The organism is Bacillus sp. OV322 (assembly GCF_900112495.1).
In the GTDB taxonomy this organism is placed as follows: Bacteria; Bacillota; Bacilli; order Bacillales; family DSM-1321; genus Peribacillus.
The window spans coordinates 401,065-413,875 of record NZ_FOMA01000004.1 but is presented as its reverse complement, the minus strand read 5'-3'; the positions used below and the strand labels follow the sequence as shown (position 1 = coordinate 413,875).

Here is a 12,811-nt window from a genome sequence, read left to right as displayed (position 1 = left end):
ATCATGATTTATTTTGATAACAGTGCGACGACCAAGCCATATCCAGAAGTCATTGAAGCCTTCGCGAAGGTTTCCACTGAATACTTTGGGAATCCTTCATCGCTTCATGGAATGGGTGCGAGGTCAGAGAAGCTACTGTCTCAGGCCCGTAAGCAGGTTGCTGATTTACTTGGTGCTGCTCCTTCAGAAGTTTATTTCACCTCAGGAGGAACGGAAGGAAATAATCTTGCGGTCAAGGGAGCAGCTGAGGCGAATGCCAAGAGAGGGAAGCATATTATTACAACGGAAATTGAGCATGCTTCTGTGAAAGATGCCTGCCGTTATCTGGAAGGCAAGGGGTTTGAAGTGACATATCTTCCTGTGAACGAAGATGGGCTGATATCACTCTTGGATCTTAAAGGGGCTTTAAGAAGTGACACGATTCTTGTGTCTATTATGCATGTGAATAATGAAGTTGGATCCATACAGCCTATTGAAGAAATCGGCAGGATCGTATCCGGTTATCCGCACGCCCTATTTCATGTCGACCATGTCCAGGGAATCGGAAAAACCGTGCTGAATCTTTCAGCAAGCCACATTGACTTATGCACCATTTCTGGCCATAAGTTTCATGCTTTGAAGGGGACAGGCGTATTATATAAAAGAAATGGCGTCAATATCTCTCCGCTATTTTCAGGCGGAAGCCAGGAATCGAAGGTAAGGAGCGGTACAGAAAATGTAGCGGGAATCGTTGCGCTTGCAAAGGCACTGCGCATTACGCTTCAGCATCAGGAAAAGGACGGTGATAAACTCCTTGAAGTCAGGGAATGCCTGTACTCCGGTCTTAAGGACATGGATGCTGTCCAAGTGAACAGTACTTTGAATGGTGCACCGCATATCATCAATTTCTCAATACCTGGAATCAAGTCAGAAGTATTCATTCATGCACTCGAAGCAAAAGATATCTTTGTTTCTACAACAAGCGCCTGTTCTTCCAAAAATAAGTCTGCCAGTGAAACGGTTATGAACATGTTCCGCAATAAGGCGAGGGCAGAAAGCGTGGTAAGAATCAGCCTTTCTTACCAAAACGATATAAAGGAAGCAAAAGAGGTCCTGGACGCTATCAGGGCTACGATAGAAAAATTACAAATGGTAATGAGGTAATAAAATGAAATTTGACCATATCATCATACGATACGGAGAAATATCCACAAAAAAAAGAAATAGGAAAGCGTTTGTGGATAAACTCCGTACCCATATAAAATGGACACTCAGGGATTTTGCAGAGATTAAGATTACCTCCAGCAGGGATAGGATGTTTATCATCTTAAACGGTGCCGATCATGTGAGAATCATTGCTCTGCTTAAGGAAGTATTTGGCATCCAGTCCCTGAGTCCTGCATTAAAAACCGGCCTGGATATAGAAGAAGTGAAAAATGCTGCTCTATTTTATCTCAGCCAGCTGTCAGGGAGCATTGAGACATTTAAAATTTCAACAAGAAGAGCGGATAAAACCTATCCGTACAATACGGATGAAATGAATCATGCCCTAGGCGGACACCTTTTAAGAAACATGGACGGGCTAAAGGTAGATGTAAGAAACCCTGATCTTAACTTAAGAGTTGAAATCAGGCAAGATGCCATTTATTTGACGGGTGAAATTATCCCGGGTGCTGGCGGCCTGCCATTTGGATCAAGCGGGAAAGCGATGCTTATGCTTTCTGGGGGAATAGACAGCCCGGTGGCCGGTTTTTTATCAATGAAACGCGGCCTGGACATAGAATGCATTCATTTTTACAGCCCGCCATTTACAAGTGAGCGATCTAAACAAAAAGTAATTGATCTTTCCAAAAAGCTCGCGGAAGTTTATGGAAGCATGAAGCTTCATATTGTTCCGTTTACAGATGTCCAGATGCTGATACAAAAGCAAATACCGGAAAATTATACAATGACAGCCACCCGCAGGGCGATGCTGAAGATTGCCGACAAAATCCGCGAAAAGCAGGAAGGCCTGGCGATCATTACTGGGGAGAGCCTTGGACAGGTTGCCAGCCAGACGCTAAACAGCATGTTTGCAATAAATGAGGTTTCTAATACGCCTATTCTCCGTCCGCTGATTATGATGGATAAAACGGAAATCATTGAACTGGCCAAGGAACATGATACACTTGAAATTTCCAATCTTCCTTATGAGGATTGCTGTACGGTCTTTACACCAGCAAGCCCGAAAACAAAGCCAAAGCGAGAAAAGGTTAATTTTTACGAAAGCTTTGTAGACTTTGAATCGTTGATTGACGAAGCTGTTGCCAAGACAGAAATTATGAGTTTGACTCCGGCGCAGGAAATCGGTCTCCTGAATGATTCTGAGGACTTATTCTAAAAAATATTTCACAATATTCCCAAATATAATATAGGAATGATGCCATGTGTTTCTGCACAATCTATTACCACAAGGAGGTGAAGAACACATGGCAAATAACAGAAATCAATTGTTAGTTCCTGGTGTATCACAAGCTCTTGAACAAATGAAGTACGAAATTGCAAATGAATTCGGCGTCCAGCTTGGCGCTGACACAACTGCTCGCGCTAACGGATCCGTTGGCGGAGAAATAACTAAACGTTTAGTACAAATGGCGGAACAGCAATTAGGCGGTTACCAAAAGTAATTATATACTGGATACAAAGAAGCGGGTCTCTGGCCCGTTTCTTTTTTTGGGTTTTACACATTTGGCATGGAAGGCTTATTCATTAATTCGTACTAAATGATAATTAAACAAAAATTTTAAAATATCAGAATTATTTAGTATAATGAAATCAGAAGCTAAAATGCACTCAGGGAGGGGAAACACAATGAATCGAAGTGAACTGCTGGCACCCGCGAAATATAACCTGGTCAGCGAAATAGAGAAGCATGCCGGCAATCCTGAAAAGCTTGCCCTGCAATGGGAAGATGAAGCTGGTTTAAAAAAGGAAATTACATATGAACGTTTGCTTAAGAACGCAAATAGAATTGGAAACGCTTTCCTGAAGGCCGGCCTTAAACAGGGAGACACCCTATTAATTATTATCCCGAGGCTTATTGAAGCATACGAGGTTTATATTGCAGCCTTAAAGCTTGGGATGGTTGTTATCCCGAGTTCGGAAATGCTGAGGGCAAAAGATATCCAGTATAGGATTCACCACGGTGAGGTAAAGGGAATCGTAAGCTATTACCCATTTATCGATCAGATTAATGAAGTGGAAGAAGCTGCATCGCTTGTTAAGTTTTCTGTAGGTAAAGAAGCGGATTCCTGGAAGCTTCTTAGCGAAACGGCCCATAATGAGCCAGATCAGCTGGATATGGCAGAAACCAATGCATCGGATATGGCATTCTTATCTTATACATCAGGCACGACAGGAAATCCTAAAGGAGTGGTCCATACCCATGGGTGGGCATTTGCCCATTTAAAGACAGCGGCGCCTAAATGGCTTGCAGTAACGGAAAATGATGTTGTCTGGGCAACAGCAGGACCTGGCTGGCAGAAGTGGATTTGGAGCCCGTTTTTATCCGTGCTAGGCTCAGGGGCCACCGGGCTTGTTTATCACGGCAAATTCGAACCAGAAAAGTATTTGCAGCTCATGCAGGATTATAAAGTGAATGTTCTTTGCTGCACACCGACAGAGTACCGTCTGATTGCAAAAGTGGATGGTTTGCAGAATTATAAGCTTGAAGGGCTGCATAGTGCCGTGTCAGCGGGCGAGCCGCTGAACAGGGAGGTTATCGAAACTTTCCGGAAGCATTTTAATATTGATGTGCGGGATGGGTATGGCCAGACGGAAAACACCCTTTTGGTCGGGGTCATAAAAGGAATGGAAATGAAACCGGGATCCATGGGAAAACCAACACCCGGAAATAGGGTAGAAATCATTGATGAAAATGGCCAGCCATGCAAGACGGGAGAAGTAGGGGATATTGCTGTCCATATCGAAACGCCTGCTTTATTTAAAAAATACTTTAAAGATCCGGAAAGAACAGCCATGCAATTCCGGGGTGATTATTATGTGACCGGTGACAGGGCTTCAAGAGATGAAGATGGATACTTCTGGTTCGAGGGACGGTCAGATGACATCATTATCAGTTCAGGTTACACGATTGGACCGTTTGAAGTGGAAGACGCGCTGGTCAAACATCCTTACGTAAAGGAGTGCGCGGTAGTGGGCAGTCCCGATGAAACCCGTGGCCATATTGTTAAGGCCTATGTTGTACTGCGTGACGAAGCGGAAGCAGGGAATCCGGAATTAATTTCCGTGCTTCAGGAGCATGTGAAAAGCCTTACTGCCCCATATAAGTATCCAAGAAAGATTGAATTCATTAAAGAGCTCCCTAAAACGGCTTCAGGGAAAATACGCAGAATTGAATTGAGGAAAAGGGAAGAGACGATTTTAAATTAAGAATTAAAGTATATGGCTGATTAGAAAGCGCACCTGGGTGCAGACGGGGTTCATAGTGTGAAAAAAGAAAACTGTATTCGTTAACTTTGCTGCTATGAAACGGGGGTGGCTGATTTCCTCTCCAGGATGCTCGCTTTCCGCGGGGCCGGCGGTGAGCATCCTCTGCTGCGCCTGCGGGGTCTCACCATCCGCTATAATCAGGAGTCCCGCACCTTACGCTCCAATCTGCCAGACTTAACAATGAGATCTAACTTAACACAATAAAAAAACAACAATCCTTAAGTGAAAAGAGCCAAAAAGAAAACATCTAGAAGCGGATGCTTTTACTTTTATGGCTCTTTTTCGTAAACCTTGTTGTTTTATTAATGGTTGGATTAATATAGGAAATTAATTATAAAATGGTAATATAGATATAAATGGAGGTGAAATCGTGGGAACTCTTGGTACAGTGGCTTCAATAGTTGCTGGAATTTTTGTCATTTATTTAGGGTATCTGATTGGAGCAAAAAAGATGTTATCCTTAATCATTGGTTATAGTGACAGAACATTTTACGGAGATGAAGATAAATACGCTAAAAGAACAGGTTTGTCAGCAATAATATTAGGAATTATTATTATTACACTGCCTTTAGCAGTTTGGGTTTTTGGCGAAGGCTCCGTACAGATATACAAATATATTATCGGTGTATATGCTGTATTAATGATTGTGGTGGCTAATTATTGGCGATTTCGATTTTAGACCAATGTATAGGATGGCGACTGCTCTCCTTTTTAATGCCTCAAAAAACCCCTTAAACCGTTTCTTTGTAATATCATTTGAATTTTGACACCTTTATCTTGGTAAACTTTTTATAATTCATTGCTGTAACCGTAAAATCAAAGCAGACGGGTGAATATACTAACCTATCACAGTATCAATTTCCTCGGCTCTTACACGGTCTACACCTGCCTTTCGAGCAATTTTAAGATTAGAAACACCTCTTTTTTCGTCTTATTCACCACGTTTCTTGGGTTTTCTATGGGTAATTTCGCTACCTTGCATTGACTCACGAAAGAAGGTTCAGTATTTTTTTTGTTTCATCGAATTAAATAACGCCACATTTGAACTGATTTGGTTAATTCGCTGATATCTTCATAAACATATTCCCACACGATTGAACGCCTCCTTAAACCCATGTATCAACACTTCAACAGTATGGTCAATAACGCCGCATTTTCTGCGAAAAGATCCTTTTTTATTAGGCTCTGTTAAATTTTTATGTTGTTTTAAAAGGGCTATAAAAAGCCCTTTATTATTCGTAATAATAAGCATTTGTCCAATGGTAATCCTTACCCTTGTTTTTACACCAGTTAACAAAGTCCTTTTTTTGTTCGGTTTTAAACATCATCCAATCATTCAACAGTTCTCTATAATAGTTAATTTCGTCATCATTTTCTTTTCTGGTTTGTTGACATTCTACCTTATCATTTAACTGCTGTAACTTAGTAATAAGTAGAGAGTCTTCTTCAATATTACCCAAATATAAATCTTCGGATATATGATGAAACGAATACCAAAGCGAGTACAAATTAATATCAATGAGTTTTAACAAAGATAATTGTTCGCTTTTGCCGCCAAGTTCAATTGAGTTGTTTAAGTATTCAATACGGTTTTCGGTTTGTAAAAACAAGCCATACCACCTATATGGTCTTGGTTCTTTAGGATTTTTCTTTATCCATTCCTCAAGTATAGGCTTTAATAAATTTTCTTCTAAAGGATGAACAAGTAAGTGGTGAATATTGTCTGATACTTCAAATAAAGCAAATAGCCAACAAGCGAAATTCTGTTGTTTATCTTTATCCCATTTCTTTGCTTCATCTATAAATGAGGATAATAGTTTAAAGGATTCTTTCCGTAGCCCTTTATCTTTAAGGACACAATACTTTTTGAATAACGGATATTCATCCAATCTATCGTTTTTCAAAACATTGGTTAAAATATTTTCCATTTCGCACTTCCCATCTCGTTTTCAAACACCTACTAATATAAAAACAGCCGGCCCATCCGTGTATCTATACTTTTGGGACTTATTTGGCTTTCAGTAACAACTTAGCCTGCTGGAATTGCTTGGTTGTTATAAGTATAAATAAACTCCTGTATGCATCTGCAAGCAAAATTAATATTTGCTATTATACTATGATTTTCATCGATAGAGAGAAGCTTGCGTAAATATTGTTAGAATATTTACATAATGTTACACTTTAAGAAAATATAATACACAGCTAAAAGGGAGTGCAGCTTTGTGGGGATATTATGGGGCAATGGCAATATATACACAATGACGGAAGAAGGCAGTATGGCAGAGGCTATATTTACTGAACAAGGAACAATAATTGAAGCAGGAGAGGCTTCAGAGCTCGAGAAGAAATATCATTCAAGGATTACAGAAAGGGTCAATCTGAATCATGCTACAATGCTTCCGGGGCTTGTTGACAGCCATATGCATCTTGTCGGTCATGGAGAGAGGCTGATGAGACTGGATCTATCCGAGATGAAAAGCCGGGAAGAAGTTTTGCGTGCCGTCCGAGATAAATGCAGGGTAACACCAGAGGGCAACTGGGTTGTCGCAGAAGGCTGGAATGAAAATGAATGGGAAGATTCCACTCTTATTTTATCCGATGATTTGGATGTATTATCTGAGAGTCATCCTGTGATTTTAAAGAGAATTTGCCGGCATGCCCTAGTCGCAAATTCAAGAGCCATGAAGGAAGCAGCTGTGGCGCAGGATGTGAAAGAGCCGGCGGGAGGGGTTATCGGCAGATATCCTGACGGCCGGTTGAACGGGATGTTTAAGGAAGACCCGGCCCAGGAGCTTGTGCTAAACTGCATCCCTGGCATTACAAAGGAATACATAGAAGCAGCTCTCCGTATGGCAATCTCTGATTGTTACCGGCTTGGACTGACGGGCTGCCATACGGAAGATCTGCATTATTACAATGGTTTTTTGCCGACCTATGAAGCTTTTGTTACAGTAATCGAAAAAGAAGGAATGAGTTTTAGGGCGAATTTGCTTGTCCATCATGAAGCAGCCGCTGATGTGCATGGCCACGGCTACTCGTACAGAGGAGGAACAACGTACATTGAATTTGATAGTATGAAGATTTTCGCGGATGGTTCGTTGGGAGGAAATACGGCTCTTTTAAGCAAGCCGTACTCAGATCAGCCGGAAACACAGGGTGTTGCCATTTTTACACCGGAAGAACTGAAGGAATTAGTTAAAAAAGCAAGGTCCTTGCACATGCCTGTTGCCATTCATGCAATTGGGGATTTGGCCTTTGAGTACGCCCTCGATGCCATTGAAGCCTTTCCGCCCGAACAAGGTTTAAGGGACAGGCTGATTCATGCCCAGATTATGAGGAAGGATCTGATTCACCGCGCCAAATCATTGCCGCTTATCTTTGATATTCAGCCTGGATTTGTACCTTCCGATTTTCCATGGGTTATAGAGAAGGTCAGCAGTGATTTAATAGAGCAAAGTTATGCATGGAAAACCTATCTGGATGAAGGGATACATTGTGCAGGCGGGTCAGATGCGCCGATTGAAAAACTTAATCCGCTTTTGGGCATCCACGCAGCCGTAACCAGAACAAAGCCGGACAGCGAGGATAGGGAGATATTTGGAGAAGATCAGTGCCTTTCGGTATATGAGGCCGTGTCTTTATATACAAAAGGAAGTGCCTACGCAATTGGCCAGGAGCAGAAGCGGGGCAAAATTGCACCGGGTTATACGGCTGATTTTACCGTGCTGGACACTAATATTTTTTCTGCGGAAAAGTCAAATCTGCTGACAGCTAGTGCGGTCATGACGGTTGTGGATGGCCGGATCGTATATAAATCCGCTGATTACGATTTATGATATAATATTTGGTTTAAGAAACGAAGGAAAGAAGGAAGAAGATGAAACACGAAAACGAAAAAGAAGGCATATTTTATGCAGCCCTTTCCTATGTGATCTGGGGAATCATCCCTATCTACTGGAAATTTGTACAGCAGGTCCAGCCGTACGAAATCCTGGCACACAGAATCATCTGGTCATTTGTCTTTATGGCTGCCCTTTTAGTAGTCACGAAAAAATGGAAGCTATTTACCGCTTATCTTAAACAAATATCAAAGGAGCCAAGGAAATTATTTGCTCTTTTCGCTGCATCCCTGCTGGTAAGTGCAAACTGGGGAGTTTTTATTTGGGCCGTCAATTCAAATCATATTCTTGAGACGAGCCTTGGTTATTATATTAATCCTCTTGTCAGTGTCTTATTAGGCGTTATTGTTTTAAAGGAGCGCTTATCTGGAGCACAGGTCCTGTCTTTTTGCTTAGCTGCAGCTGGGGTGCTTATTCTGGGAATTCACTTTGGCTCCATACCTTGGGTATCACTCATTCTGGCTATTACCTTTGGCTTATACGGCCTCGCCAAAAAGATGATCAGTGCAGATTCAGCCATAGGCCTGACATTGGAGACGATGATGGTGACTCCGCTTGCACTGGGCTATTGCGTGTATCTAGCTTTATCATCACATTCTTCATTTTTCGGATCAGGTTCTGTCAGTCTTTTTCTGATAGGAGGAGGGATTGCTACAGCCCTTCCGCTTTTGTACTTTGCTAAAGGAGCTCAATTGGTTCCTTTATCGATGCTCGGCTTTCTTCAATATATTGCTCCGACATTGACATTGATCCTTGGAGTGTTTGTTTATCATGAAACATTCACTAAAACACATCTAGTGGCATTCATTTTCATTTGGAGCGCGCTGGCCATATACTCCATCTCAAAGACCAAATGGGGGACGGCAGGTGCAGGAAGAATGAAAGGAAAAAGAAAAATCGGAGCATGAAAAAATAGAGATGGCAAATATGCCATCTCTATAAAAATGTCCTTCTGACTTTTTCCCAAAACGAGTTATCTTTTAATTTGACCGTTTTAATTTTCCTGCCGCTTAAATTTACTTTTATCTGATTCACATGCCGGATGCTCATGGCTTCGTTATCCATGCCGATTGTCGGGTATTCATTGCCGTTTTGCGAAACATGGACTGTTAAAGATCTATTTTCCCCAAGGATGAATGAAGATCCGAGCGTGCGATATGTATTATTATTCAAAGAAGCCAGTTCGCTGACCTGGAAACAGGGCAGGGAAGGATCGACAACGGCGCCGTTCACTGATTTGTTATATGCTGTGCTTCCTGTAGGAGTAGCAATCACTATGCCATCGCCCCGAAAGGTTTCAAAATGGATGTCATCAATGAACAAATCCATAACCACAGTTTTAATTACAGATGAACGGATGCTCAATTCGTTAAGGGCGTAAAAGGAAGGCTGATCATCAAGAGTGATTTCAATAGTCGGATATCTCCGCACCTCTATTTGTTCCTGTGTCATGGAATCAATCATCTTGCTCGTATCATCCAGTAAGAAGTCACAGTACATATTTAAACTTCCTCCGGTTGAAATCCCTGCATATAGACAATCCTCCCTGAATCCGGTTTTCCGGACAGCCTGAAGGAAGGTCCCGTCACCGCCGACACTTAAGATGATGTTGGCTTGTCTGGCATCCTTAACAATATTAAAGGAATACCGCTCTGCTAAATTATGCAGCGGGCGGATTTTTTCAAGCATGTCAGATGAATTTGTATGGAAAAAATAAATATTTCGCCGATTGGACATCAATTTTCCTCCCGTTCATTTTTTCAGACCTTTAATGCTGCTCTAATAAAGAATCCATCCTGGAGCAAATCAAAGTCTTCACTGTGAAATCAGTTTATCATGAAGCATGGCATTTTACATGTAAGAGGTTTCAAAATGCCGGAGACAAGCTGAAACTAGAAAGTGATGGTATTGTTCAGCTGCCTTGCTTCAAATAATAACCCCCATTACAGACCTATATGGCCATGCTTTCAGGTTTATTTTTTTTCCTTCATGCGAATACTGGAAAGCTGAAGGGATGTGAGCTTATTATCTGGATTTTGTATCTTTTTCTTTTTCTTATAGGTGTACTTTTCCTGCTTTTTTTTACAAAGGTGAAGGTAATCATTTTTTATACTTGCCAGCAAGGACAAAATCAATTGACTATCAAGCTCCGTTCCTGGTTTGGCCTCATCCGCTATACCATTTATGTCTCTGAAAATGGCAGAGATGCTTCTGAAAAAATGCATAAGAGGAAAATGGCTGCTGAAGGAGCAATAATTTCAGCAGGCGATTTTTTCAGCGGCGTTAAAGATATAAAGAAAATCATGGGACATGTTGGGGCGGTCCGTCGTATAATGAAGAACTTCTTAAGAAAAGTGCGGCTCTCAAAATTCGAATGCCATACATCTATCGGGGCAGGAGATGCTGCATTAACAGCTGTCCTGTCGGGAGGGGTTCTTGCGCTTCAATCATGGGCAATTGCCCTTCTCTGTATGTATGTAACATGTAAAATAGTTCCTTCTTATACTGTGACTCCTGTTTTCCAAAAACCTGCTGCAGGGATTGTTCTTTCTTGTATATTTCAATTTAGGTTAGGAAAAGCTATTTTGGCAGGAATTAAACTGTTTCGTTATTGGAAAAGCATATATGCTGAATCTGAAAAAGATAGTATGCAAAATTTTGCGGCTGATTCAAACGGACAAACATTTTAGAAGGAGGAACATGAAATGTCAGACCATCCAATTCAAGGCTTAATGACAGCGGCAATGGAAAATCTTAAAGAAATGGTTGATGTGAATACAATTATTGGAGATCCGGTGGAAACGCCTGATGGCAGTGTCATTTTGACGGTTTCGAAGGTAGGCTTCGGATTTGCTGCAGGTGGAAGCGAATTCTCAGGGAGTAATCAAAGCCATGACAGCTCTGTTTCACAGCCATTTGGCGGCGGCAGCGGCGGGGGTGTTTCCATTACTCCGATTGCCTTTTTAATCGTAGGGTCACAGGGTATTAAGATGCTTCACCTGAATGATGGGACGCATTTAATGGAAAAGCTTCTTGATGCAGCACCCGCTGTCATCGATAAAATTCAGTCCATGCTTTCTAAAAGCGGCATGAATAAAGAGCAGATAAATGGCAGCCAAAGCGGATCAGGCGAGCCTGACAGAAGAGACCAGGACAGGCGGGAAAAAGGAAGCAGAGACCATGATGAAAAACCGGACCGGCGCCCGCAGAGACAGGATTTTGATTTTTAATAAAGGCTCTTTTCTTAAAGATTGTAGTATTTTAATATGTTCTGTGAAGCGATTCCGTTGTGAAACCGGGTTGATTGGAGTGTAAGGTGTGAGACTCCTGTGGGATTAGCGGGAGGGTGAGACCCCGCAAGCGCAGCTGAGGAGGCTCACCGGCCGCCCCACGGAAAGCGAGCATCCTGGAGCGGAGATCAACCCCTTGTTCCATAGCAGCAAAGTTTACGAAAACAGCCTTAATAAAACAGCGGAATTTGAATGTGCCTCAGGGCAAGAAATCTTCAGCAAGAATGTGCCGAAGCTATTTCTGCCTTTTTCCTGTTTATAAAATATAAGGCTGGGAAAAATCCATGTAAAGCTGATCCAAATGATTGCAAAAATTCACTGGACATCCTATCATGAAGTATAAGAATACATATTAAGCAATTAAAGGGAGGATTTCTGAAATGGCATCTGTTACGTTTATAAATAACCCGGTCACACTTATCGGCAATGAAGTGAAAGCTGGTGACAAAGCACCTGATTTTACGGTTCTGGCCAATGATTTATCAGAAGTGAAGCTAAGCGATTCAAAAGGTTCAGTCCGGATTATCAGTGTAGTTCCTTCTGTTGATACAGGTGTGTGCGATGCACAGACAAGACGTTTTAATGAAGAAGCTTCTAAAGTGGATGGTGTTAAGGTGTTGACTATCAGCGTCGATCTTCCTTTTGCCCAAAAACGCTGGTGTGCTGCAAGCGGCCTTGAAAATGTACAGGTTTTATCCGACCACCGCGATTTATCGTTCGGTGAAGCATATGGCGTAGTCATGAAAGAGCTTCGTTTATTGGCCCGTGCCGTATTTGTTGTAGACAGCAATGATACAGTTACTTATGCGGAGTATGTCAGCGAAGGAACAAATCACCCTGACTATGAAAGTGCTGTCGCAGCTGCAAAAGCAGCTGAGTAAAGGATTGCCTTTCAGCCGTTTCCATAACAAAGCGTTCTGCGGATGACTGCCAGTTTGCTGGTTAGCATTTCCTTATTCGCGTCCAGCGCAAGCAGCCTGGCCCCTGAAATCCTGAAGGCAAGAAACGCCTTCATATGATTTATTTCTGGGGCTGTACATGGCGCTTGCGCTTTTGTTTTGCTTATTCTTAAACCCTGCAGGCTTATTAAGCGCGAATATTAGCATAGGCGTGTTATAATAATCGTTTGGATAAACCGTTTTTGCTTTTAAA

13 protein-coding genes and 1 pseudogene are annotated in these 12,811 nt (G+C 41.9%); 10 read left to right on the top strand and 4 right to left on the bottom strand.

Going from position 1 to position 12,811, the window contains the following annotated elements:
• The first annotated feature begins 3 nt into the window (after positions 1-3).
• From BM126_RS12205 to BM126_RS12185, 5 genes are all read left to right on the top strand, one after another.
• Positions 4-1,143 carry a cysteine desulfurase family protein gene (locus BM126_RS12205; RefSeq protein ID WP_090989764.1) on the top strand — a complete coding sequence of 380 codons (1,140 nt, stop codon included), beginning with the start codon at positions 4-6 and terminating at the stop codon, positions 1,141-1,143.
• A gap of 4 nt (positions 1,144-1,147) precedes the next feature.
• Positions 1,148-2,359: a tRNA uracil 4-sulfurtransferase ThiI gene (thiI, locus tag BM126_RS12200; RefSeq protein ID WP_090989763.1), complete on the top strand. Its 1,212-nt coding sequence runs from the start codon at positions 1,148-1,150 to the stop codon at positions 2,357-2,359.
• Positions 2,360-2,447: 88 nt separating this feature from the next.
• Entirely contained in the window at positions 2,448-2,645 is a 198-nt protein-coding gene (locus BM126_RS12195; RefSeq protein ID WP_071349998.1) for an alpha/beta-type small acid-soluble spore protein, read from the top strand.
• Positions 2,646-2,829: 184 nt separating this feature from the next.
• Positions 2,830-4,410 carry an acyl-CoA synthetase MbcS gene (gene mbcS / locus BM126_RS12190; protein WP_090989762.1) on the top strand — a complete coding sequence of 527 codons (1,581 nt, stop codon included), beginning with the start codon at positions 2,830-2,832 and terminating at the stop codon, positions 4,408-4,410.
• 430 nt (positions 4,411-4,840) lie between these two features.
• Positions 4,841-5,149 (top strand): DUF3784 domain-containing protein, encoded by a 309-nt coding sequence (locus BM126_RS12185; protein WP_090989761.1) that lies wholly within the window; start codon positions 4,841-4,843, stop codon positions 5,147-5,149.
• A 91-nt stretch (positions 5,150-5,240) separates the two neighbouring features.
• On the opposite strand, the pseudogene BM126_RS22870 reads toward BM126_RS12185, so the two are convergent.
• Both BM126_RS22870 and BM126_RS12175 read right to left on the bottom strand, forming a co-directional pair.
• Positions 5,241-5,470, bottom strand: a pseudogene (locus BM126_RS22870) (IS1595 family transposase); the annotation flags it as partial.
• Positions 5,471-5,702: 232 nt separating this feature from the next.
• Positions 5,703-6,398 (bottom strand): hypothetical protein, encoded by a 696-nt coding sequence (locus tag BM126_RS12175; protein WP_090989759.1) that lies wholly within the window; start codon positions 6,396-6,398, stop codon positions 5,703-5,705.
• 294 nt (positions 6,399-6,692) lie between these two features.
• On the opposite strand from BM126_RS12175, the gene BM126_RS12170 reads away from it, so the two are divergent.
• Both BM126_RS12170 and rarD read left to right on the top strand, forming a co-directional pair.
• Complete coding sequence (locus BM126_RS12170) at positions 6,693-8,306, top strand: amidohydrolase (RefSeq protein ID WP_090989758.1); 1,614 nt, start codon at positions 6,693-6,695, stop codon at positions 8,304-8,306.
• 41 nt (positions 8,307-8,347) lie between these two features.
• A complete protein-coding gene (rarD, locus tag BM126_RS12165) occupies positions 8,348-9,277 on the top strand; it encodes an EamA family transporter RarD (protein ID WP_090989757.1) in 930 nt (309 codons plus the stop codon).
• A gap of 28 nt (positions 9,278-9,305) precedes the next feature.
• Here rarD and BM126_RS12160 read toward each other — a convergent pair whose 3' ends face one another.
• Positions 9,306-10,106 carry an NAD kinase gene (locus BM126_RS12160; protein WP_090989756.1) on the bottom strand — a complete coding sequence of 267 codons (801 nt, stop codon included), beginning with the start codon at positions 10,104-10,106 and terminating at the stop codon, positions 9,306-9,308.
• Positions 10,107-10,324: 218 nt separating this feature from the next.
• Between BM126_RS12160 and BM126_RS12155 the strand changes: the two genes are divergently transcribed.
• The 3 genes from BM126_RS12155 to tpx all read left to right on the top strand — a co-directional run bounded on the left by BM126_RS12155 (position 10,325) and on the right by tpx (position 12,540).
• On the top strand, positions 10,325-11,059 hold the full coding sequence (locus BM126_RS12155; protein WP_090989755.1) for a DUF2953 domain-containing protein: 735 nt from the start codon (positions 10,325-10,327) through the stop codon (positions 11,057-11,059).
• Between the two features lie 15 nt (positions 11,060-11,074).
• Positions 11,075-11,599 carry a GerW family sporulation protein gene (ytfJ, locus tag BM126_RS12150; RefSeq protein WP_090989754.1) on the top strand — a complete coding sequence of 175 codons (525 nt, stop codon included), beginning with the start codon at positions 11,075-11,077 and terminating at the stop codon, positions 11,597-11,599.
• Positions 11,600-12,039: 440 nt separating this feature from the next.
• A complete protein-coding gene (gene tpx / locus BM126_RS12145; protein WP_090989753.1) occupies positions 12,040-12,540 on the top strand; it encodes a thiol peroxidase in 501 nt (166 codons plus the stop codon).
• 11 nt (positions 12,541-12,551) lie between these two features.
• Here tpx and BM126_RS22865 read toward each other — a convergent pair whose 3' ends face one another.
• On the bottom strand, positions 12,552-12,674 hold the full coding sequence (locus tag BM126_RS22865) for a hypothetical protein (RefSeq protein ID WP_256213078.1): 123 nt from the start codon (positions 12,672-12,674) through the stop codon (positions 12,552-12,554).
• Positions 12,675-12,811: the final 137 nt, after the last annotated feature.

Coding starts and splice junctions, on each gene's coding strand:
- BM126_RS12205 (WP_090989764.1), top strand. CDS start 4: ATGATTTATTTTGATAACAGTGCGACGACCAAGCCATATCCAGAAGTC.
- thiI (WP_090989763.1), top strand. CDS start 1,148: ATGAAATTTGACCATATCATCATACGATACGGAGAAATATCCACAAAA.
- BM126_RS12195 (WP_071349998.1), top strand. CDS start 2,448: ATGGCAAATAACAGAAATCAATTGTTAGTTCCTGGTGTATCACAAGCT.
- mbcS (WP_090989762.1), top strand. CDS start 2,830: ATGAATCGAAGTGAACTGCTGGCACCCGCGAAATATAACCTGGTCAGC.
- BM126_RS12175 (WP_090989759.1), bottom strand. CDS start 6,398: ATGGAAAATATTTTAACCAATGTTTTGAAAAACGATAGATTGGATGAA.
- rarD (WP_090989757.1), top strand. CDS start 8,348: ATGAAACACGAAAACGAAAAAGAAGGCATATTTTATGCAGCCCTTTCC.
- BM126_RS12160 (WP_090989756.1), bottom strand. CDS start 10,106: ATGTCCAATCGGCGAAATATTTATTTTTTCCATACAAATTCATCTGAC.
- BM126_RS12155 (WP_090989755.1), top strand. CDS start 10,325: ATGGCCATGCTTTCAGGTTTATTTTTTTTCCTTCATGCGAATACTGGA.
- ytfJ (WP_090989754.1), top strand. CDS start 11,075: ATGTCAGACCATCCAATTCAAGGCTTAATGACAGCGGCAATGGAAAAT.
- tpx (WP_090989753.1), top strand. CDS start 12,040: ATGGCATCTGTTACGTTTATAAATAACCCGGTCACACTTATCGGCAAT.
- BM126_RS22865 (WP_256213078.1), bottom strand. CDS start 12,674: ATGAAGGCGTTTCTTGCCTTCAGGATTTCAGGGGCCAGGCTGCTTGCG.